The sequence below is a fragment of the Ottowia sp. SB7-C50 genome, from assembly GCF_033110285.1.
In the GTDB taxonomy this organism is placed as follows: domain Bacteria; phylum Pseudomonadota; class Gammaproteobacteria; order Burkholderiales; family Burkholderiaceae_C; genus Ottowia.
Genome location: NZ_CP136995.1, coordinates 3145003 through 3167711 on the forward strand (window position 1 = coordinate 3145003; position 22709 = coordinate 3167711).

The 22709-nt window shown below is 64.9% G+C and carries 15 protein-coding genes, 1 pseudogene and 1 riboswitch; of the genes and pseudogenes, 8 read left to right on the plus strand and 8 right to left on the minus strand.

What is annotated here, in order from left to right; all coding sequences use genetic code 11:
* The first annotated feature begins 105 nt into the window (after positions 1–105).
* Positions 106–636, plus strand: a complete 531-nt coding sequence (gene paaD / locus R0D99_RS15040) for a 1,2-phenylacetyl-CoA epoxidase subunit PaaD (protein WP_317751133.1) — start codon at positions 106–108, stop codon at positions 634–636.
* An 8-nt stretch (positions 637–644) separates the two neighbouring features.
* Positions 645–1748, plus strand: coding sequence for a 1,2-phenylacetyl-CoA epoxidase subunit PaaE (gene paaE, locus R0D99_RS15045; protein WP_317748968.1), 1104 nt, complete (start codon positions 645–647; stop codon positions 1746–1748).
* Between the two features lie 379 nt (positions 1749–2127).
* Here paaE and R0D99_RS15050 read toward each other — a convergent pair whose 3' ends face one another.
* The 5 genes and pseudogenes from R0D99_RS15050 to ahcY all read right to left on the minus strand — a co-directional run bounded on the left by R0D99_RS15050 (position 2128) and on the right by ahcY (position 6775).
* Entirely contained in the window at positions 2128–2649 is a 522-nt protein-coding gene (locus R0D99_RS15050; RefSeq protein ID WP_317748969.1) for a septal ring lytic transglycosylase RlpA family protein, read from the minus strand.
* A 246-nt stretch (positions 2650–2895) separates the two neighbouring features.
* A complete protein-coding gene (locus R0D99_RS15055) occupies positions 2896–3495 on the minus strand; it encodes an OmpW/AlkL family protein (RefSeq protein ID WP_317748970.1) in 600 nt (199 codons plus the stop codon).
* Positions 3496–3642: 147 nt separating this feature from the next.
* Positions 3643–4486 (minus strand): annotated as a pseudogene (gene metF / locus R0D99_RS15060) (methylenetetrahydrofolate reductase [NAD(P)H]).
* Positions 4483–5280, minus strand: a complete 798-nt coding sequence (locus R0D99_RS15065) for a TlyA family RNA methyltransferase (RefSeq protein WP_317748973.1) — start codon at positions 5278–5280, stop codon at positions 4483–4485. The pseudogene metF and the gene R0D99_RS15065 overlap by 4 nt, the downstream one beginning before the upstream one ends.
* Positions 5281–5338: 58 nt before the next feature.
* A complete protein-coding gene (ahcY, locus tag R0D99_RS15070) occupies positions 5339–6775 on the minus strand; it encodes an adenosylhomocysteinase (protein WP_317748975.1) in 1437 nt (478 codons plus the stop codon).
* Positions 6776–6860: 85 nt separating this feature from the next.
* Positions 6861–6939: riboswitch (S-adenosyl-L-homocysteine riboswitch) on the minus strand.
* A 103-nt stretch (positions 6940–7042) separates the two neighbouring features.
* Here ahcY and R0D99_RS15075 point away from each other — a divergent pair.
* Positions 7043–8668, plus strand: a complete 1626-nt coding sequence (locus tag R0D99_RS15075; RefSeq protein WP_317748977.1) for a peptide chain release factor 3 — start codon at positions 7043–7045, stop codon at positions 8666–8668.
* A gap of 18 nt (positions 8669–8686) precedes the next feature.
* On the opposite strand, the gene R0D99_RS15080 is transcribed toward R0D99_RS15075, so the two are convergent.
* Entirely contained in the window at positions 8687–10996 is a 2310-nt protein-coding gene (locus tag R0D99_RS15080) for a hypothetical protein (RefSeq protein ID WP_317748978.1), read from the minus strand.
* A gap of 322 nt (positions 10997–11318) precedes the next feature.
* Here R0D99_RS15080 and R0D99_RS15085 point away from each other — a divergent pair, with 322 nt between their 5' ends.
* The 5 genes from R0D99_RS15085 to R0D99_RS15105 all read left to right on the plus strand — a co-directional run bounded on the left by R0D99_RS15085 (position 11319) and on the right by R0D99_RS15105 (position 15248).
* Positions 11319–11675: an EamA family transporter gene (locus R0D99_RS15085; RefSeq protein ID WP_317748980.1), complete on the plus strand. Its 357-nt coding sequence runs from the start codon at positions 11319–11321 to the stop codon at positions 11673–11675.
* A gap of 3 nt (positions 11676–11678) precedes the next feature.
* On the plus strand, positions 11679–11900 hold the full coding sequence (locus tag R0D99_RS15090; RefSeq protein ID WP_317748982.1) for a hypothetical protein: 222 nt from the start codon (positions 11679–11681) through the stop codon (positions 11898–11900).
* An 8-nt stretch (positions 11901–11908) separates the two neighbouring features.
* On the plus strand, positions 11909–13288 hold the full coding sequence (locus tag R0D99_RS15095) for a hypothetical protein (RefSeq protein ID WP_317748983.1): 1380 nt from the start codon (positions 11909–11911) through the stop codon (positions 13286–13288).
* A 108-nt stretch (positions 13289–13396) separates the two neighbouring features.
* Entirely contained in the window at positions 13397–14386 is a 990-nt protein-coding gene (locus R0D99_RS15100; RefSeq protein ID WP_317748985.1) for a glycosyltransferase family 2 protein, read from the plus strand.
* Positions 14387–14402: 16 nt separating this feature from the next.
* Entirely contained in the window at positions 14403–15248 is an 846-nt protein-coding gene (locus tag R0D99_RS15105) for an HAD-IIB family hydrolase (protein WP_317748986.1), read from the plus strand.
* Between the two features lie 29 nt (positions 15249–15277).
* On the opposite strand, the gene R0D99_RS15110 is transcribed toward R0D99_RS15105, so the two are convergent.
* Positions 15278–16243 (minus strand): tripartite tricarboxylate transporter substrate binding protein, encoded by a 966-nt coding sequence (locus tag R0D99_RS15110; RefSeq protein WP_317748987.1) that lies wholly within the window; start codon positions 16241–16243, stop codon positions 15278–15280.
* 119 nt (positions 16244–16362) lie between these two features.
* Complete coding sequence (locus R0D99_RS15115; protein WP_416366007.1) at positions 16363–22434, minus strand: excinuclease ABC subunit UvrA; 6072 nt, start codon at positions 22432–22434, stop codon at positions 16363–16365.
* Between the last annotated feature and the right edge of the window lie 275 nt (positions 22435–22709).

Genomic DNA, 22709 nt, shown 5'->3' on the forward strand with positions numbered 1-22709 from the left:
AGCTTGCCGACAGGCTGGCTGCGACGCCCTCGCCCCTCTGCGGAGAGGGTTGGGGTGAGGGGCCACGCCGTGTCCGACGCCAACGCCGCCGCCCTCTCCCCTGCCATCCCCCGCGAGCGGGAGAGGGCCGAAGAATTCGCCGCCCTGTGGCAGGCGCTCGACCAGCTCACCGACCCCGAAATCCCCGTCGTCACGCTGCAAGAGATGGGCATCCTGCGCGACGTGCGGCGCGGCGCCGATGGCCGGGTGGAAGTCGTCATCACCCCCACCTACAGCGGCTGCCCGGCGATGGACCAGATCGCGGGCGACGTCGCCGCCACGCTGCGAGACCACGGCGTTGACGGCCACGTCGTTACCCAGCTGGCGCCCGCCTGGACGACCGACTGGATGACGCCCGAGTCGCGCGAGAAGCTGCGCGCGTATGGCATCGCGCCGCCCCACGGCGGCGGCGCAGCTGGCGCGGCGGTGATTCAGTTTGCGTCCACCTCGGCTGCCAAGGACCGCCCCGCCGTGCACTGTCCCCAGTGCGGCTCGGCCAACACCACCGAAACCTCGCATTTCGGCTCCACGGCCTGCAAGGCGCTGTACCGCTGCCTGGACTGCCTGGAACCTTTCGACCATTTCAAAAATATCTAGAGACGACCATGTCCGCCCCGCGCTTTCACGATCTCACCGTCGCCCGCGTCCACCCCGAAGCCGCCGGCGCCGTCGCCATCACCTTTGCCGTGCCCGACGAGTTGCACGACTCGTTCAACTTCCAGCCCGGCCAGTTCCTGACGCTGCGCACCACCATCGACGGCCAGGACGTGCGCCGCAACTACTCGATCTGTAGCACCAAGAGCAGGTACAGCAAGGACAAGCAGCTGGAAGTCGGCATCCGCCCGATGGAAGGCGGCATGTTCTCCAACTGGGCGGCCACGCAACTCAAGGTGGGCGACACGCTGGCCGTGATGCCGCCCGATGGCCGCTTCGTCATCAAGAAGCCGCGCGCGCTGCACCGCGTGGGCTTTGCGGCGGGCTCGGGCATCACGCCCATCCTCAGCATCATCGCCAGCACGATGGAAGAGTCGGACACGGCCAAGTTCACGCTGGTGTACGGCAACCGCCGCATGAACAGCGTGATGTTCAACGAGGCGCTGCAAGACCTGAAGGACAAGTACAAGAACCGCCTGACGCTGATCCACATCCTGTCGCGCCAGGCGCAGGAAGTGCCCATGCTGGAAGGCCGCATCGACGGCGCCAAGGTGCAGCAGCTCATCGACACCCTGCTGCCTGCCAAGAGCATGGACGAAGTGTTCGTGTGCGGCCCCGAAGCCATGATCGAATCGGTCGAAGCCGCACTGCAAGCCGCCGGCGTGCCGGCCGACCGCATCTACAGCGAGCGCTTCACCTCGCCGCGCCTGGAAGAAATGAGCCCCGAGGCACGCCGCGCCGCCATCGTGCAACCCGACCCCGAAGCACCGGTGGGCCAGGTGGCGCTCACGGTGGTGATCGACGGCAAAGCGCACGAACTGGCCATGCGCAGCGACCAGCACGTGCTGGACGTGGCGCTGAACGCCGGACTCGATCTGCCCTATTCCTGCAAGGCCGGCGTGTGCTGCACCTGCCGCGCCAAGGTGATGGACGGCGCGGTGACCATGGACAAGAACTTCACGCTCGAAGCCGAGGAAATGGCGCAGGGCTTCGTGCTGAGTTGCCAGGCGCGGCCGACGACCGACAAGCTCACGGTGAGCTACGACGAGAGATAGAGGGCATCCCCCTGAGCGCCTGACGGCACTTCCCCCTTCTCTCGCTACGCTGCGCTTCGCGGGAAGGGGGACAACGCCAGCGGGCGGGCCAAGCCCTTCCGCGGCGTTCGCTGGCATGGCCTGCTTCGCGGCCGCCGGAGAGAAATGGCGACATCGCCCTGAGCGGCTGGGGCCGCTTCCCCCTTCTTTACAGCGCTGTGCGCGGGAAGGGGGACGCACCCAGCGCACAGGCAAAGCCCTTGTGCGGGTGCCTCGCCTGTCCTGCTCCGCGGCCTCCTGAACCACGAAATGCAAAAGGCGCCGGGAGTGCCTTTTGCTATCTAAATGGTAGCTATCCGCGCTCTAGTGACAAGCGCTGGCGGCCGTTTCGACTTAAAACTCAGCTGTCGCGATCACTGGCTGGCGCCACTTCGCGCAGCACCACGGCGTCGTGGCCGCGCGCATTGAAGCCCAGCGCCTTGGCGGCCGCCTTGCTCAGGTCAATGACGCGGCCCTTGATGAACGGCCCGCGGTCATTGATGCGCACCACCACTTCCTTGCCAGTGCGCGGGTTGTGTACCAGCACGCGCGTGCCGAAGGGCAGCGTCTTGTGCGCGGCGGTGAGTTCGTGCATGTCGAACTTCTCGCCGTTGGCCGTCAGCCGTCCGTGAAAGCCGGGGCCGTACCACGACGCCACGCCGCGCTGAAGGTCGCGGCCGCCGCGCAGCCCCAGCGAGGCGCGCGAAGGCGCCGTCAGGCCGGGTGCGCCAGCGTCGTCGCTGGCCGACGCGCTGCTGTCTACGCCGCCGCCCACGCGGGCGCGGAAGCCCGAATAGTTGGGGCAGCGCATGTCGTGCACCGCCTTGGCGGACGAGCAGGGCTCAGCCAGCAGGGATGAAGGAGTGGAAGCATCGAGGCTCACCGTCTGGGCCGCCAGCGGGCCCGCTGCCAGACACAGGGCGCCGACCCACAACATTCGGCGGACTGGCTGACGGTGTGCACTTCCCGATTCCGGCGCGCCGCGCAAGCGGACGCCGGCAGAGGTGTGCCGTAACATGAGCGCATTCTAACGGTTCGGACCAAGGTCGTCATCCCGGCCCGATTTGCCCGTCCCCATGAAGAAAGGGGCCGAAGCCCCTTTCCCGTCGAGCGAGCGAAGACGAATCGATCAGAACCGGTAGCCCAGGCCGACGCCCACCAGCACGGGGTCGACCTTGAAGGTGCCAGCCTTGTTGCCGCCGGCGTAGACGTCGGTCTTGATCCAGACCTTCTTGACGTCCAGGTTCAACGACAGGTTCTTGGTCAGTGCGTAGCTGGCGCCCACCTGCAGCGCGGGGCCGAACGAATTGCGCTTGACGTCGGCGGCGCCGCCCAGCACGTCGACCGAGCTGAAGCGCGTGTAGTTCAGGCCCGCGCCCACATAGGGCGTGACCGGCGACGAATTGGTGAAGTGGTACTGCAGCGTCAGCGTGGGCGGCAGGTGGCGCAGCGAGCCGATGTAGGCGCCGCCGGCATAGACCGACTGGCGCTGCGGATAGGTCAGGATCAGCTCCGCGGCGATGTTGGGCGTGAAGAAATACGACACGTCCGCTTCGGGCAGCCACTTGTTGTTGATCGTCAGGCCCAGGCCGGTCGAATCGCCGTTGGCGCTGTTGAGGTGCACGGCGCGCAGGCGCACCAGCCACGGGCTGTCGCCCGAGGTCTGGGCCCAGGCGGGCGCGGCCAAGCCGGCAAGCACGGCCGCCAGCAACATACTTTTCTTGAACATGGTGTTTCCCTTCCAGCTAATAACCACATTGGTCGGAAGGGATTTGACCGCTGCGCCGGCCAGCCGACGTTGCGCCACATCAAAGGCCCGCGGCGCACGCGCGACGGCGCGCCGCCGCTGTGGCGCCCGGGCATCAGCCCGCGCGGATCAGGCCGCGGCGGCGGCCCAGCCCAGGCGGCGGCACACTTCGAGCGTGCCGTTGGCCTGGTTCAGCGTGTAGAAATGAAAGCCCGGCGCGCCACCCGCGTGCAGGCGTTCGCACAACGCGGCCACCACGTCGGCGCCAAAGTCGCGGATCGACGCCGCGTCGTCGCCGAAGGCCTGCAGTCGCGTGCGGATCCAGCGCGGCACCTCGGCGCCGCAGCTGTCCGAAAAGCGCAGCAGCTGCGTCGAATTGGTGATGGGCATGATGCCGGGCAGCACCGGCACGTCGACGCCGCGCGCCTTCAGTTCGTCGCGGTAGCGGAAGTACGCGTCCGGGTTGAAGAAATACTGCGTGATGCCGACGTTGGCGCCCGCGCGCACCTTGGTGGCAAAGGCGTCCAGGTCGGCATCGGGCGATTTGGCCTGGGGGTGAATCTCGGGGTAGGCGGCGACGGCCACCTTGAAATGGTCGCCCGTTTCGCTGCGGATGAAGGCGACCAGGTCGCTCGCGTAGCGGAAATTGCCGCCCAGCCCGTAGCCGCTGGGCAGGTCGCCACGCAGTGCGACGATGCGGCGCACGCCCGCCGCGCGGTAGGTGGCCAGGCGCTCGCGGATCGATTCGGCCGTCTGCCCGATGCACGACAGGTGCGGCACGCCATGCATGCCTTCGCCGACGATCTCGCGCACGGTGTCCAGCGTGCCGTCCTGCGTGGAGCCGCCAGCGCCGAAGGTGACCGAGCAGAACTCGGGCTTCAGCGCGTACAGCCTGGCGCGCACGTCGCGCAGCTTCAGGCCGCCTTCGGGCGTCTTGGGGGGGGAAGAATTCAAGGCTGAGATTGACGCTCATGATGAGGATTTGCTAAGCGCCGTTCGCACGGCGTACAAAAAGAATTCGCGGTTGCCGTCGCCACCGGCGATAGGACTGGGCAGCCATTGCCGCACGTCCAGGCCCGCATCGGCGCAGGCGGCGCGCAGGCGTTGCTCGACCTGCGCGTACAGGCCCGCATCGCGCACGATGCCTCCCTTGCCGATGTCGGCCGCTTGCAGCTCGAACTGCGGCTTGACCAGCAGCAGCGCGTGGCCGCCGGGCTTGAGCAGCGACGCCAGCGCCGGCAGCACCAGCGTGAGCGAAATGAAGGACAGATCGGCCACCGCGATGTCGAATTCAGAACAAAAAAGGCCTGCAGCGCTGGATGAATCAGCGCCCTCAGCTATTAATTTTGAAGCATCCAGCGTGCGCGCATTGACGCCCTGCAGCGCCCGCACGCGCGCGTCGGCCGTCAGCCTGGGGTGCAGCTGCCCGTGGCCCACGTCCACGCCGGTCACGCTGGCCGCGCCGTGCTGCAACAGGCAGTCGGTGAAGCCGCCGGTGGACTGGCCGACGTCGAGGCAATGCCGCCCGGCGACGTCGAGCCCCGTTTCGCGCAGCGCACCTTCCAGCTTGAGCCCGCCGCGCGAGACATAGCGCGCCTCGGCCGCGTCGAGCAATTCGACTTCGGCGTGCGGCGGCAGCTCGTCGCTCTTGCTGAGCGCCTTCCAGCCGCTGGGCGACAGCCAGCGCGCACCGGCCGCAATCAGGCGCTGCGCCTGGCTGCGGCTGGCGGCCAGGCCGCGATCGACGAGGAACTGGTCGGCACGCACGGAATAGGCATCAAACAGGCCGCCAGCGCTTGCCAGTCAAGCGCGAACAGCTATTTAATCAATAGCGGTACGTGTCCGGCTTGTACGGCCCCTGCTTGGGCACGCCGATGTACTTGGCCTGCTCGGGCGTCAGCTCGGTCAGCTTGGCGTTGAGCTTGGCCAGTTGCAGGCGGGCCACCTTTTCATCCAGGTGCTTGGGCAGCACGTAGACCTTGCCGACGTCGTACGCATCGGGGTGGGTGAACAGCTCGATCTGCGCGATGGTCTGGTTGGCGAAGCTGCTGCTCATCACGTAGCTGGGGTGGCCGGTGGCGCAGCCCAGGTTCACCAGGCGCCCCTTGGCCAGCAGGATGATGCGCTTGCCGTCCTTGAAGATCACGTGGTCGACCTGCGGCTTGATTTCTTCCCACTTGCAGTTTTTCTCCAGCTCGGCGACCTGGATCTCGTTGTCGAAGTGGCCGATGTTGCACACGATGGCCTGGTCCTTCATGGCCTTCATGTGCTTGTAGGTGATGACGTCCTTGTTGCCCGTGGTCGTGACGAAGATGTCGGCCAGCGGCGCGGCTTCTTCCATCGTCACCACGCGGTAGCCTTCCATGGCGGCCTGCAGGGCGCAGATGGGGTCGATCTCGGTCACCCACACCTGGGCCGACAGCGCACGCAGCGCCTGCGCCGAGCCTTTGCCCACGTCGCCATAGCCGCACACCACGGCGACCTTGCCGGCGATCATCACGTCGGTGGCGCGCTTGATGCCATCGACCAGCGATTCACGGCAGCCGTACAGGTTGTCGAACTTCGATTTGGTGACGCTGTCGTTGACGTTGATGGCGCGGAACAGCAGGGTGCCGGCGGCGCTCATCTCTTTCAGGCGGTGCACGCCGGTGGTGGTTTCTTCGGTCACGCCGATGATCTCGGCCGACTTGCGGCTGTACCAGGTGGGGTCTTCCTTGAGCTTGGCCTTGATGGCGGCAAACAGAATTTTTTCTTCTTCGCTCTTCGGATTGGCCAGCACCTTGGGGTTGGTTTCGGCCTGCTGGCCCAGGTGCATCAGCAGCGTGGCGTCGCCGCCGTCGTCCAGGATCATGTTGGGGCCTTCGCCCTTGCTGCCCTTCTTGCCGAAGTCGAAGATGCGGTGGGTGTAGTCCCAGTAGTCGGTCAGCGTCTCGCCCTTGATGGCGAACACCGGCGTGCCATTGGCGGCAATGGCGGCGGCGGCGTGGTCTTGCGTGCTGAAAATGTTGCACGACGCCCAGCGCACGTCGGCACCGAGGGCTTGCAGGGTTTCGATCAGCACCGCGGTCTGGATCGTCATGTGCAGGCTGCCGGTGATGCGGGCGCCTTTGAGGGGCTTCTTCTTGGCGAATTCGTCGCGGATCGCCATCAGGCCGGGCATCTCGGTTTCGGCAATGGCGATTTCCTTGCGGCCCCAGGGCGCGAGGTTGATGTCGGCAATGGCCGAATCGGCGGCCACGGGGTTTTTCAGGCGGGCGTTCATGACGGGCTCTTTCTCCAGATCGAGTGTGTAGAGCCACCTGCGCGGGCAACGACGGGGAAGGTGAACATGCCCATCGCACCCGGCCGGTGGATGAGCGTCGTTGCAAGAAGGGTTCCGAGCCTCACGCCTGGCAAAACGCAGGCGCTGCAACGCTCCTCGGAAAAACGGCGATTATAACGGTGGGTCCTTTCTTGGCCGGCGATAATTCAAAGGTTAACGCCCGCCCCGTCACCCCGGGCCTGAGGGCGATGTTCGGAGTCCCCTGCCTTGTCCCACGCCGCCGAGACGCGTCGCCGTCGCACCTTTGCCATCATCTCTCACCCCGACGCGGGTAAAACCACGCTGACGGAAAAGCTGCTGCTGTTTTCCGGCGCGATCCAGATTGCCGGCAGCGTGAAGGCGCGCAAGGCCAGCCGCCACGCCACCAGCGACTGGATGGAAATCGAAAAGCAGCGCGGCATCTCGGTGGCGTCCAGCGTGATGCAGATGGTCTACCGCGACCACGTCATCAACCTGCTCGACACGCCCGGCCACAAGGACTTCTCCGAAGACACCTACCGCGTGCTGACGGCCGTGGACAGCGCCCTGATGGTGATCGACGCCGCCAACGGCGTCGAGGCGCAGACGCGCCGGCTGATCGAAGTCTGCCGCCAGCGCGACACGCCGATCATCACCTTCGTCAACAAGATGGACCGCGAGGTGCGCGACCCGCTCGACATCCTGGACGAGGTGGAGCGCGAACTGGGCATGCCCTGCGTGCCCATGACCTGGCCGGTGGGCCAGGGCAAGCGCTTCGGCGGCATCATCAACCTGCGCACGCGGGCCATGACGGTGTTTCAGGCCGGCAGCGAAAAGCGCCCGCAGGATTTCGAGGTGATTCCGCTGACCGAGCGCGACAAGCTGATCGCCCGCTTTGGCGACGCCTTTCTCGCCGCCGAGGAAAGCATGGAACTGGCCGTGGGCGCGTCGCCCGCGTGGGACCACGACGCCTTTCTGGCCGCCAAGCAGACGCCCGTGTTCTTCGGCTCGGGCGTCAACAACTTCGGCGTGATGGAAGTGCTGGACGCGCTGGTCGACATGGCGCCCGCGCCGCGCCCGCGCACCAGCAGCGTCGTGGTCAACAAGGAGGTGCGCGAGCAGGTCATCCAGCCCGAGGACAACACGTTTGCCGGCGTCGTCTTCAAGGTGCAGGCCAACATGGACGCCAACCACCGCGACCGCATCGCCTTTGTGCGCGTGGCCAGCGGCCAGTACCAGCCCGGCATGAAGCTGAAGGTGCAGCGCACGTCCAAAGAGCTGCGGCCGACCAGCGTGGTCACCTTTCTGAGCCAGCGGCGCGAGGCGGTCGACGAGGCCTTTGCCGGCGACATCATCGGCTTTACCACGCACGGCGGCGTGCAACTGGGCGACACCATCACCGACGGCGCCAACCTGCAATTCACCGGCCTGCCCTTCTTCGCGCCCGAGATGTTCATGACCGTGGTGCTGAAGAACCCGCTGCGCACCAAGCAGCTGCAGCAGGGCCTGGCGCAACTGGGCGAAGAAGGCGCGATCCAGGTCTTCAAGCCCGATGCCGGCGGCAACATGCTGCTGGGCGCGGTCGGCCAGCTGCAGTTCGAGGTGGTCCAGCACCGCCTGAAAACCGAATACGACTGCGACATCCGCCTGGAGGGCTGCCAATACACCGGCGCGCGCTGGATCACCGCCGACACGCCGGCTGAACTGCGCGAGTTCGAGAACGCCTACCCGCTGCGCATGGCGCACGATGCGGCCAATGCGCTGGCCTATCTGTGCACCTCGCCCTACGACGTGCGGCTGGCGCAGGAGCGGTTTCCGAAGATTCACTTCCATCCGCTGCGGGAGCATGCGGGGTTGGCGCTGCAGGGAGCCTGAGTTTCAGGCGCCAGCACCCTAAACAACCTGGCAAGATGATTGAACTGAAAACCACACGACATCTTGATAGCTTCCAAGCTTGCTTAGCGACGGATTTCGTGTCAGAGCGTCTGTCCATTGCGCTGGCGCAGCCACATGGGTCGCACCGGCGCAGGAAAAGTCAAAGCGCTGCGGGTGCACGTGCACATGCACCTGATCAATTGACCCCAGGAATAGTCGGTACCCCTGCGCGTCACTGACATCGTTCATCGCATAAAAACCCAGATGTTGATAACGGTTGACCAGCGCCCATTCCTCAGCCTTCAACCCCATGCGAGCCCACATGGCGCGATGAGGGTAGTAAAAAACTCCATTTACAACAGGCACTCCTACGGCTGCGAACGCCATGGCGCCAATGCCGTCGCCATTGAGCACTAGCGTGCGCACGGACGCCTTTGGAGCCATCACAAAGGAACGATGACCCTCTGCCAGGTCAACGCTGGAGGGAGCGATTCGAAGTGGGTTGAATGGCAGAGTTGCCAGCAAGTACAGCCAGATTGTCAGCGCAACGGCTGAACCCAAGCGCCCCCACAACACCCAACCGCAAATAAAGCTGATCGCGACGACCATGGCCACGACCAGCGCCCAACTGCCCGCGTTCGGTACAAACGTTATCGGGGTATGCCACAAGGTGAGCACCACTAGCCCTGCGCTGAGCAAGACCACCGCAAGACTCGCGATCTGCGTGACCTTTGACCTCGGAACACTGGCAACAGATCCGAATAGCCCCAGGAGCAGCGCAGTCAGCAAGCCCAAACCGACATCCATACGCACTGTTGGCATATTTCCCCACAATGTCGCGCGTGCTACGCTGATAGGTATGCCGACCATCGTATACATCCAGTAGCACAACATGAACATGGCGGCACCTATCAAAGTCCATCTGGTGTGACGGTCTCGAAGCAACGACAACACGATCAGCACAAGGGTCAGCAACGGCAGGAATAGATATGAGCTGGCTTCCGATGGGTTACTGTCCGGGCCGGTGCGGCGTAGCGATTCGAGGCCGTGATAGCCGCGCAAGTGCCACCACCACCCCAAGTCGCCGCCAGGAATCGCGCCCCGCCCGCCGGGATATTCAGTAGCGCGCATAAGGGCGATCGCGTCTTTTGTGTCCAGCCACCAACTACCCATGAGTGCTGTCAGCACTGCCCCGCAAGTCACCAGTGCCAAGAGTTGCACCATCCCGAATCGCAGGTGCTTTCGATAGTCAATGCACCACCCCAAGCCAATCAAGGCCATGAGGCTGCCGACAGTAATGATCCAGGTTGGATAGAGCACCAAACCCCAGCAAGCCAGCAACCACCCGAGACATGCCCCCATCAGCACCCCACGCCATGCTCTGGCCTCTCGCAGCAAATGCGTCGTAACCACAAAAGCGAATGCTGGAAACATGGTGGCATAAAGCGGCCAGTTGGACCACGCCGCGGCGTACGGGGCAACACAGAACGAAAACGACAATGCCAGGTTCAAGCCACGTTGTTTAGGCCGCCATACGTTCAGCATGAACCACAAGGCAACCAGACAACCCCAGAAAGGCAGTTGCCAGTGCCAGGCCATAGCCTGCCTGAGCGGCAACACAAAATAACCCCAAGTCGCAGGTCTCGCGAGAGCCGCCCATTGGCGCACGGGCACACCCGTCATCCCGACCACACCCATGTTCTGGCCGCCTTCGCCCAAAAAGTCGTTGACAACCGGAAACCGCGGTTCGTGATGCCATTGCGCCAACAAATTGGGCAGTTGAACACCCCACTCATCGCCTCGCACGCTCTCATTTCCCAAGGCCGCGCGTGATGTCCCGCGCACATCCAGAACGCTACTGCCATAGGTGCTCTGAAATAGCACGCCCATCGAGCTTCCCGTCACGCCCAGAGCGACCAAGACCGCGAAAATTGCTCCCGTCCCCCACAGCACACGATTCCCAGTTAACCCGCGCTGCAGCGACCGACCTACGCTGCTCCAACGGCTTCGACCGCGAGCAACCACAATAATCCCCAATACGACCAGCACGAGCACGATTCGAAGGCGGCGCTCATTCCCCTTCACCACCACGACAGCGGGTTCGGCATACGCACCCTGGAGAGTGATCCGCTGATCATCGTCAAACACAACCGCCAAGCGCACCGGATAAGCGCCCGCACGCAAGACGCCGCGGAGATGCACACGCCAATCAAAGCCGACGCCCCGCTGCCCCCCAGTCGCGGGATGATCCGACGGAATATCGACGCGAAGCGTCCAATTCGCGACACCGTCGTCCGACTTGTAGAGTTCACCTCCAAAATCGAGCACCAGTTTGGGCGGTGCGCGCCCCTCGCGCCCCCCCCAGACTCCATCCCTGCAGATGCAACTCATGCGTCGACGCGTCGTAGCTCCAACGCTCAAGCGCCCCATGACTCCTGGGAACATCTGCTTCTTGCGCGCACACCAGTAAGGCCATGAGCAACAACGGTAGTACGACCCCAAACCGAAAAAGGGCTCTGATCACTACGTTCAACGGACACTCCTGCTCGACAACTTAAGCGCTGCATTATTGGCGATGCGCAGGAGCGCAAAACTCGCCGCGCCTAGAATCCACCGACCAGCCATCCTGCCCTCGCGATCAGTTCCAGCCATGTCTTTTTCCCTCGGCGTCTACACCTTGCTCTGTGTGCTCGGCATCTCCGTCGGCCAATTGCTTTTCAAGCAAGCGGCGGCCGCACTTCCTGCTTCTTTCTCAGTTTTGGAATTGATGCAAAACGGGTGGCTTATCGCGGCTTTGGCTCTTTACGCCCTCACGACATTGGGCTGGATCTGGATCCTGCGCCATGCCCCTTTGCACGTCGCCTACCCTTTCATGGGCTTGGCTTTTCTTATCGTCCCCTTATTGGCCTGGGCTTTCCTCAAGGAGCCGTTACATTGGCAGACGCTAGTGGGTGGGGCACTGATTCTGGCGGGGGTCGCGCTGGCTTCAATGGGAACACGAGGATGAACCATGACGGTCGATGGCGATGAGCAGATGGCTCCGACGCTGGTTCCCCACTTCACCCGCGCGATCGAGCGAGGCCAGGCTGACTACACCAAGGCAATCGCTTCTACCGGCATGCGGAACAGTATGGGTGTCCGCATCATGATCTGCGGGTTTGCGCCGGCATTACTTGAGATCCGGCAGCGAAATAGGTTGGAGCATTCGTTCGTCGTGCTTGGTGTTGAGTAAGACAATCGGTGGACGTCATCCGTGAATCAATTGATCCGCAGCCAACGCCAAGGCCGTCTTCGCCCCTGCATGCGGTGACCACTCAACTTCCCATGTCGACGTTCAGGCGGGCGCACCCTACGTCTTGCATCCTGATTTTTACTGGACTGCTGGTTTGGTACGGCCTATGGCTACTGACATACTGGCCCGGCGTTCTCGGCAACGACAGCATAGCCATTCTGATGGAGGTAGATGGAACCAACCAGTCTGGGAAGACTGCGTTCTGGTACTACTTCGTTCGTCTTTTTTATGGCACCACCGGACGTGTGGAGACGCCGGTCGCCGTGACGCTGATCATCTCGGCACTGGTGTTCGCACGAATTCTGAGCTGGTCCTGGGCCCAGGAGTTGCGCAAGACCTGTCTGGTCGGCCTGGCATTCATCGCGGCCACGCCTCATATGGTGGTGTTCTTGGCAACGCTTTATCCCGACGGAATTTTTGCAGTCGGCAGCGTGGGGCTGTTGTTCGAATTGTGGCTATGCGCGCGCCGCAGAACAGTATCGATGACCTCGGCTGGATTGATCGCGCTGACATTGCCCTTGGCCTTGTTTATGCGCAGCAACGGCTTGTTGTGGCTGGGGCCGGCCGCTGTAGTGCTGCTGTTGGTGAATCGACGCGGTCGCAAGGTATTGGGTGCGCTACTAGTACTATGGTGCACGCTTGGCTACCTGGCTTCACAACTGCATCCAACGCGCCCGCAGGGCGCCATGTTTCCAATGGTTGTGTTCGAGACAGTGCATTTTTTGCGCCCGCATGCGATGCATGACTTGTGGCGCACATATCCGGGCATGAACGACCCATGGGTACAGAAGGCACCTATGGTTTCTGGTGAAACCAAGGCGCTCTTGCAGCGTCACCACTCACTTGAAAACATGCTTGCCTATTCAGATCCCGCGTACTGGGACATGCTGATCTTTCATCCACAGGGGCCGCAGTTGATCGGCCTTTCTGAGGATGACCGCCAGACCCTGATTCGCGAGTTCTGGCGCTACAACCTTTGGCACAATTTACCAAGCTTCTTGGGTAGCCGCGTGACGGTATTTTTTACTGCAGCGCTGGCTGAAGGGGGGTTTTCCCGCGCTGGATTACGCTCCGGTAGTGCTCCCACGCACAAAGGCAGTCTCCAAGTATCGGCATTTCGGACTGACGGGGCTGGAGGGGTTTCTTGCCAGCCTGCTGCGGGCCAGTCACGCCGTGAGGTGGTTGCTGTGGGCTCCGTGGCTGGGGTTGGCGCTCTTGTATGTCGGGGCGCGGCGCAGCTTGTCGCGACGCGATGCGGCGCTGGCGCTGCTGGTCTGGCCGATGATTGCGCAACTTGGTGCGATTGCGCTGTTCTCCAGCGCGGGTGAATATCGCTATTTATTGCCGTTTTTCGTGCTTCCACTGGCGCTGATGCCGGCGTTGGCGCTGACGAATTCACGCCACGCGCCCGAGCCGCGCGAAGCGCCAAAACATCCATGAAACTTGCCGTTGCCATCCCCTGCTACAAAGTCCGCGCCCAGATTCTGGGCGTGATTGCCGCCATTCCGCCGTCAGTGCAGCGCATCTACGTCGTGGACGATTGCTGCCCCCAGGAGAGTGGCAAGCTCGTGCAGGATCAGTGCACCGATCCGCGTGTGAGGGTGATCTTTCACGAACAGAACCAGGGCGTGGGCGGCGCAGTGCGCACGGGCTACCGTGCAGCGCTCGAAGAAGACATGCACATCGTCGTCAAGGTGGATGGCGATGGGCAGATGGATCCGGCGCTGATTCCCCACTTCACCCGCGCGATCGAGCGCGGCAAGGCCGACTACACCAAAGGCAACCGCTTCTACCGCCCCGAATCGCTCAAGGGCATGCCGCCGATCCGGCTGTTCGGCAATGCGGCACTGTCGTTTGTCAACAAGCTCAGCACGGGCTACTGGTCAATCATGGACCCGACGAACGGCTACACCGCCATTCACACGGCGGTGCTGCGCGAATTGCCGCTGCACAAGCTGGAGCAGCGCTATTTCTTCGAATCCGACATGCTCTACCACCTGAACACGATGCGCGCAGTGGTGCACGACGTGCCGATGGATTCGGTCTACGCGGACGAGGAGTCAAGCCTGAGGGTTTCCAAGGTGCTGCCCGAGTTTCTGGTCAAGCACATCAACCGCTTCTTCAAGCGCTACGTGTACTTGTACCTGCTGCGCGACTTCAACCTGGGCAGCCTGTACAGCCTGCTGGGCCTGCTGCTGTGCGCGGTCGGTGTGCTGTTCGGCGGCTGGCAATGGTGGCGCAGCAGCATGACAGGGCTGCCCGCAAGTAGCGGCACGGTCATGGTGGCCGCGCTACCGCTGATCATTGGCATCCAGTTTCTGATCGCGTTTCTGCACCATGACGTGGAACGCGTGCCGACCGAGCCACTGAGCTTGGATCTGACGGATGTGGAAACCGGCGCTAGCGCAAACCCGATTGAGCGTTAGGCTTAAAAACGCAACCATGCAACCGCTGGCCACGTTACCGGACGGTGCGTGGTCACAGGTGCGCGGCATCTTCACCGACGTCGACGATACGCTGACGACGGACGGTGCGGTGACCGCCGACGCGCTGCAGGCATTGGACGAACTGGCCGATGCGGGGCTCACCGTCATCCCGGTCACCGGTCGCCCGATCGGATGGAGCGAACCCTTCGCGCGCGCCTGGCCGGTGCGCGCCATCGTGGCAGAGAATGGCGCCGTCGCTTGGGTGGCGCCGGGCAATGGTGAGCATCAAATGGGCCCTCAGCGCTTGACAGGCAAGCGCCAGCAGCTATCAAAACTATATCAACAGGACGCCGCCAGGCGCGCGCGCAACCTGGCGCAACTGCAGCGCACCGCCGCCCGCGTGCTGCGCGAGGTGTCCGGCGCCACGCTGGCGCGCGACTCGGCCGGCCGCGAAACCGACATCGCCATCGACCACAGCGAATTCGCCCATCTCGACCAGGCGCGCATCGATGAAGTCGTGCGCATCATGCGCGACGAGGGCTTGCATGCCACGGTGAGCAGCATCCACATCAACGGATGGATCGGTGAACACGACAAGTGGCAAGGTGCGTGCTGGATCGCGCGCGAACTGCTGGGCATCGACCTGCCCGCGCAGATCGGGCGCTGGCTGTTCGTGGGCGATTCGACCAACGACCAGGTGATGTTCAGGCACTTCACGCACAGCGTGGGCGTGGCCAACATCCGGCGCTTCGAGCCGCAGTTGCGCTTCAAACCCCGCTATGTCACCCAGGGCGAGCGGGGCGCGGGGTTTGCCGAAATGGCGCGCGCGCTGCTGGGCCAGCTGCGCCAGGCGCGCGGGTGAAGCCGCGGGCGCAGCGCCCGCCGCGCAACTCACGAGCCCTTCGCCAGCCCCAGCTTCTCGACCAGCGCCTTCTCGCGCGTGAAGGTGTCCTGCGCGAACTTGCGGTATTGCGCCGACGACATGTACATCGGCACCATGTCGTAGCGCTTCAGCGCATCCACGTAGCTGGGCTGCTCCATCGCGGTCTTGAAGGCGTCGTGCAGGCGCTTGACCACGGCGGGCGGCGTGTCGCGCGGCGCGCCGATGCCGAAGGGCGAGTTCTGCACGATGTCGAGGCCCAGTTCTTTCAGCGTGGGCGCGTCGGGGAACTTGTCCAGCCGCTTGTCGCCCCAGGTGTTGAGCACGCGCAGCTTGCCGCTTTCGACGTGCGGCGCAAAACCGGTGGAATCGGCCGCGGCCATGATGTGGCCGCCCAGCAGCGCCTGCATCAGGTCGGCGCTGCCCTTGTACGGCACGTGCGTCAGCTGCAGGCCGGCCTTCTGCGCCGCCTGCTCCATGGTCAGGTGCGGGCTGGTCATGGTGCCGGTGGAGCCGTACGTCAGCTTGCCGGGGTTGGCCTTGGCGTAGCCCACGAAGTGCGTCCAGCTCTTGATGGGCGAATCGCTGGGCACCACCAGGCCGAAGGCGTAGCCGGTGACGTTGAGCACGTAGTGGATGTCCTTCACCGGATCCCACGTGAGCTTGGTCGTGTAGGGCAGGCGGAACACGCCGAGCGGAATCTGCGCAATGGTGTAGCCATCGGCTGGCGACGTCTGCAGCGCCTGTGCGGGCAGCGTGCCGCCGGCGCCGGGCTTGTTCTCGACGATGACGGGCTGGCCCAGCACCTTGCCAGCGTTGTCGGCCAGTGCGCGCATGGTGATGTCGGTCGGGCCGCCCGCCGGGAAGGCAATGACCAGCTTGATCGGCTTGTTGGGAAAGGCCTGCGCCAGCGCGGGCGCTGCGGTGGCACCGGCAAGCAGGGCGATGGCAAGCGGAATCAGGTGACGACGTTGCATGAGGAAAACTCCGTGAAGTCTTTGTTTAAAGCGGGCGATGAGGACATTGAACCCCAAGGCACGCCGGTCCGCCATGCATGAAAGCCCCGATGCCGGTCGCGCGGGCGACTCGCCTGGCTTCAGCCCCGTGCCAGCACGGGCGCCAGCGCCACGCCGGTGTGCGTGCCGGCGCGCACCACGTCCTCGGGCGTGCCGGCGGCCACCAGCTGGCCGCCACCATCGCCGCCTTCGGGCCCCAGGTCGATGATCCAGTCGGCCTCGGCGATCAGGTCGAGGTCGTGCTCGATCACCAGCACGCTGTGGCCGCCGTTGACCAGTCGGTGCAGCACGTGGATGAGCTTTTCCACGTCCTGCATGTGCAGGCCGACCGTGGGTTCGTCCAGCACGTAGAGCGTGTGCGGCGCCTTCTGGCCCCTGCGCCCCACATCGTCACGGACTTTCGACAACTCAGTGACGAGCTTGATGCGCTGCGCCTCGCCGCCGCTCAGCGTGGGCGACGGCTGGCCGAGCGTCAGGTAGCCCAGGCCCACGTCCTTCAGCAGTTGCAGCGGGTGCGCAATGGCGGGCATGCTGGCAAAGAAGTCGACCGCCTCATCGACCTCCATCTGCAGCACGTCGCCAATGCTCTTGCCGCGCCACGTCACCGCCAGCGTCTCGGGGTTGAAGCGCGCGCCGTGGCAGACCTCGCAGGGTACCTTCACGTCGGGCAGAAAGCTCATCTCGATGGTGCGCACGCCCTGGCCTTCGCACGCCGGGCAGCGGCCTTCGCCGGTGTTGAAACTGAATCGCCCCGGGCCGTAGCCGCGCGCCTTGGCCTCCAGCGTGTCGGCAAACAGCTTGCGCACCGTGTCCCAGAAGCCGATGTAGGTCGCGGGGCAGGAGCGCGGTGTCTTCCCGATGGGGGTCTGGTCGACTTCGAGCACGCGGTCGATGGACTCGAAGCCTTGCAGGCCGGTGCAACCGACCAGCGCCGGCGCCTTGCCCGCATCCATCGCGTCGCGCCCGGCCTTGGTGGCGCGCTGGCCGACCCAGGCCGCCACGTTGGCCAGTAGCACGTCGCGCGCCAGCGTCGATTTGCCCGAACCGCTGACGCCCGTCACCGCGACCAGGCGGTTCAACGGCACGGCCACGTCCACCTGCTGGAGGTTGTGCAGCTGCGCGCCCAGCAGGTGCAGCCAGCGCGTGGTCACGGGCGCTGACTCTGCCGGTTCTTTTGGGGCTTTTCGAGCTGCAGCGCTTGTCCCACCTGCGCGATCAGCTTCAACTTCGATAGCGCGCCGCGCTTGCATGGGGTGCCGCATCGCATCGCGCAAATAACGGCCGGTGGCGGAATCCGCCGCCGCCTCCAGATCGGCCGCTGTGCCCTCGGCCACCAGCCGCCCGCCGCGCACGCCAGCGCCGGGGCCGATGTCGATCCGGTGTTCGGCGCGGCGAATCGTCTCTTCATCGTGCTCCACCACCACCAGCGTGTTGCCTTTGCTGGAGAGCGTGTGCAGCGCGTCCAGCAAGATCTGGTTGTCGCGCGCGTGCAGGCCGATGGTGGGCTCGTCGAGCACGTAGCACACGCCTTGCAGGTTGCTGCCCAGTTGCGCGGCCAGGCGGATGCGCTGCGCCTCGCCGCCGCTCAGCGTGGGCGCGCCGCGGTCCAGCGTGAGGTAGCCCAGGCCGACTTGTTCGAGGAAGTCGAGGCGGCTTTTGATCTCGGGTACCAGGTCGCGCGCGATGTCGGCGTCGCGGCCTTGGAGTTGCAGGCCGTCGAACCAGGCGCGCAGGTCGTGGACGCTCAGGTGGGCGAGTTGGGTGATGGCAACGCTGCTGCCCTCACCCCTACCCTCTCCCGCGAGCGGGAGAGGGAGTAAATCCTGCGCCGCGCCACGGGTATTGCTCCCTCGCCCCCCAGGGGAGAGGGTCGGGGTGAGGGGCTGCCGCGTATCCAGCAACACCGCCCGCGCTACCGGATTCAGCCGCGTCCCCTGGCAAGCCGGGCACACCACGTCGCCCACGTCCTCCACCTCAGGCTCCGCAAACGTCTGCTCGCGCCCCTTCTGGTCGTCGGCCAGCACCGAATCGTCCAGCGCCTTGCGCTGCTCGCGCGTCAGTTTGACGCCCGTTCCCACGCAATCGGGACACCAGCCGTGCTTGCTGTTGTAGCTGAACAGGCGCGGATCCAGTTCCGCATACGACGTGGCGCACACCGGACAGGCGCGTTTGGTCGAGAACACTTCGACCCGCCCGATACGCGCCGTCGGTTGCCCCGACTCCATCGCGTGGCGCAGCCCGGCGATGTCGTGCAGCACGTGCACCACACCCTTGCCGTGCTCCAGCGCGCGCGTCAGCGATTCGCGCAGCTGCGCCTCGTTGCCGGGCGTGACGGGCAGGCTCATCACGGGCAGCTCGATGGTGTGTTCCTTGAAGCGGTCGATGCGCGGGAAGTTCGTCGTCGGCAAAAACTCCCCATCCACCCGCAGGTGCGTGAAGCCGCGCGGCCGCGCCCAGTCGGCCAGTTCGGTGTACACGCCCTTGCGACCGACCACCAGCGGCGCCAGCAGGCCAATCGTCTGGCCGCGATAGCGCGTCAGGATTTGCGCCGCGATGCGCTCGGGTGTTTGCGGCTGCACGGCGGCGCCGTCGTGTACACAGTGCTGCACGCCCAGCTTGACATACAGCAGGCGCAGGAAGTGCCACACCTCGGTGGTCGTGCCCACGGTGGATTTGCGGCCGCCGCGCGACAGGCGCTGTTCGATCGCCACGGTGGGCGGAATGCCATATACCGCATCCACCTCGGGCCGCCCCGCCGGCTGCACGATGCTGCGCGCATAGGCGTTGAGCGATTCCAGGTAACGCCGCTGCCCTTCGTTGAACAGGATGTCGAACGCCAGCGTGGATTTGCCCGAACCGCTGACGCCGGTGATGACGTTGAACTTGCCGCGTGGAATGTCGACACTCAGGTTCTTCAGGTTGTGTTCGCGCGCATGAACGATTTCGATGGCATTTTTGGGCGCTGGCGCTGATTCAGCAAGCGCAGACAGCTCTGTTTTATATAGCGATTGCTTTTCGTGCGCGACGTGGGCGCCGTGACCCAATGTGCGCAGATAGTCCCGCAGCGCAGCGCCGGTGTGCGATGTGGCGTGACGCGCCACGTCGTCTGGCGTGCCTTGCGCCACCAGTTCGCCGCCGCCCTCGCCGCCTTCCGGCCCCAGGTCGATCAGCCAGTCGCTGGCGCGCATCACGTCCAGGTTGTGCTCGATCACGATCAGGCTGTGGCCCGCGTCCAGCAGCTTGCGGAAGGCGCGCATCAGCTTGGCGATGTCGTCAAAGTGCAGGCCGGTGGTGGGCTCGTCGAACAGAAACAGTGTGCCCTTGCGCGCGGCGGGTTGGCGGCTGGCGGTGGCCGACTTGGCGGCCTGGGCCAGAAAGCCCGCGAGCTTGAGGCGCTGCGCCTCGCCGCCTGAGAGCGTGGGCACGGGCTGGCCGAGCTTCACATAGTCCAGGCCCACGTCCACGATGGGCTGCAATGCGCGGATGACGTCGCGGTCTTGCGCAAAAAGCTGCACCGCTTCGGCGACGGTGAGGTCGAGCACGTCGGCCACGTTGAGGTGGCGCGTCGCCCCGTGGCCCAGGAAATGGGGGTCAGAGTCCGATTTCCCGTCGACGGCAGCAGCCAGACGGTCGGCCGCGCCCTGGAAATCGGAATCCGACCCCAGTTTTCTTACCGGGCGCTCGATGGTCACTTCCAGAATCTCGGGGCGATAGCGCTTGCCATCGCAATCCGGGCAGCGCAGGTACACATCGCTCAGGAACTGCATCTCGACGTGCTCGAAGCCCGAGCCCCCGCAGGTCGGGCAGCGGCCGTCGCCGGAGTTGAAGCTGAACTTGGCGGCCGTGTAGCCGCGTTGCCGGGCCAGCGGCGCGCTCGCAAAAAGAGAGCGAATGGCGTCCCACGCGCCGACGTAGCTGACCGGGTTGGAGCGCGCCGTCTTGCCGATGGGCGACTGGTCGACGAACACCACACCGCTCAAATGGTCGGCGCCCAGCAGGCGATCGTGCGCGCCGGGCGATTCGGTCGCCTGACCGAAGTGGCGCATCAGCGCCGGCGCCAGCACGTCCTGAATCAGCGTGGATTTGCCCGAGCCGCTGACGCCTGTCACCGTGACCAGGCGCTGCAGCGGAAACTCGACGCTGATGTGCTTGAGGTTGTGATCGCTCGCGCCTTCAAGGATCAGGCGCGGCGTGTTCTCCGCGACGGCCCGACCGTAGCCGAGCCCGATGGACTTGCGCCCGCCCAGGTAGGCGCCGGTCAGCGTGTCGGCGGCGCGCAGGGCAGAAGGCGTGCCGTCGAACACGATGCGCCCGCCCGCCGCGCCGGGGCCGGGGCCGAAGTCGAGCACGCGGTCGGCCGCCAGCATCACAGCGGGGTCGTGCTCGACCACCACCAGTGTGTTGCCGGCGCGCTTCAGGCGCTGCATGGCCTCGGTGATGCGGTCCATGTCGCGCGGGTGCAGGCCGATGCTGGGCTCATCCAGCACGAACAGCGTGTTGACGAGCGAGGTGCCTAATGCGGTGGTGAGGTTGATGCGCTGCACCTCGCCACCGCTCAGCGTGCGGCTCTGGCGATCGAGCGTGAGGTAGCCGATGCCGACGTCGGTGAGGTATTTCAGGCGGGTGGAGATCTCTTCGAGGATGAGTTTGAGCGCCTGGGCGTCGGCGCTCTTGACGCCTTCCCCCGCTGGGGGAAGGTTGGGATGGGGGCTGACCGCTTGCCCCGCGTTGGCGGGGTGGCCGTCACCCATGCCCTCTCCCAGAGGGAGAGGGAGTAAGTCCACGTCGGCGAACGCAGTCGCTGTTGCTCCCTCTCCCATTTGGGGAGAGGGCTGGGGTGAGGGGCCGGCGGCATCAACCGCTCGCGTGGACAACCCCCACCCCTGCCCTCCCCCAGCGGGGGAGGGAGACAATCCCCCATTCGTCGTCTCTGAATCGGCGCCGACAGCTACTGAATTAGAAGCGCCCAGCCGATCAAAAAACCGCCTCAACCGGTCCATCGGCAGCAGCATCAAGTCGTGCAGGCACAGCCCCGGCAGGCTTTCGAGTTGCGCGCGCGACCACGCCACGCCCTGGGGCATGAAGCGCTTTTCGGGCGGCAGCACCGCGTCGGCATCGGCCTTGGAGCCCACGCGCCACAGCAGGCTTTCCGTCTTCAACCGCGCGCCCGCGCACACCGGGCACGGCGTGTAGCTGCGGTACTTGGACAGCAGCACGCGGATGTGCATCTTGTACGCCTTGCTCTCCAGGTATTTGAAGAAGCGGGCAATGCCATACCACTGCTTGTTCCAGTTGCCTTCCTTGAAGCTGGGCGTGCCGTCGATCACCCACGCCTTCTGCTCGGGCGTGAGCTTGTTCCAGGCTGTGTCTCGCGGAATGCCGGCCGCTTCGGCGTAGCGCATCAAATCGTCCTGCGCTTCCTTCCAGGCGGGCGTCTGGATCGGCTTGACGGCACCTGCGCGCAGCGTGAGGCGCTCGTCCGGAATCACCAGCCCCCAGTCGACCCCGATCACGCGCCCGAAGCCGCGGCAGGCGTCGCACGCGCCCACGGCCGAGTTGAACGAGAACATCGACGGAATCGGATCGCTGTAGCGGATGTTGCTCTCGGGGCAGTGCAGGCCGGTGGAGAACTTCCATACCACCGCCTCGCCGCCCTCGTCCGCCGGCAGTGCGTGCACCGACATGCGACCACCGCCGCGCTTGAGCGCGACTTCAATCGCCTCGATCACCCGCGCGCGCTCGGCGCCACCGATGCGAAAGCGGTCCGCGACTACGTCGAGGAGCTTCTTGCCATCGGCCTCGCGCTCCGCCTGCACGCGCGTGAAGCCGCTGGCGGACAGCCACTGCGCCACTTCGTCGGCCGTCGCGCTCGCCGGCAACGACACGGCAAAGGTCACCACCAGACGCGGATCGCCCGCCTCCTGCGCGCGCCGTTGCAACTCGGCGTAAATGCTGTCGGCGTTGTCGTGCCGCACCGGCAGCGCGGTCTCGCGGTCGAACAACTGGCCCGCGCGGGCAAACAGCAGCTTCAGGTGGTCGTTCAATTCCGTCATCGTGCCGACGGTCGAGCGCGACGAACGCACCGGATTCGTCTGGTCGATGGCAATCGCCGGCGGCACGCCTTCCACCTTGTCGACCTGCGGCTTGTCCATGCGGTCGAGGAACTGGCGCGCGTAGGCGCTGAAGGTTTCCACATAGCGCCGCTGCCCTTCAGCGTAGAGCGTGTCGAACACCAGGCTGGACTTGCCCGAGCCGCTGGGCCCGGTGACCACCGTCATCTCGCCCGTGCGGATGTCAAGGTCCAGATGCTTCAGGTTGTGCTGGCGCGCACCACGAATGCGGATCAGGCCGGTTTTCTGGGGGGCTTTGGGTCATGAATGGCGGGGGTCTGTGACAATGGACCGAGCCCCAGCCATCGGACTGGGTT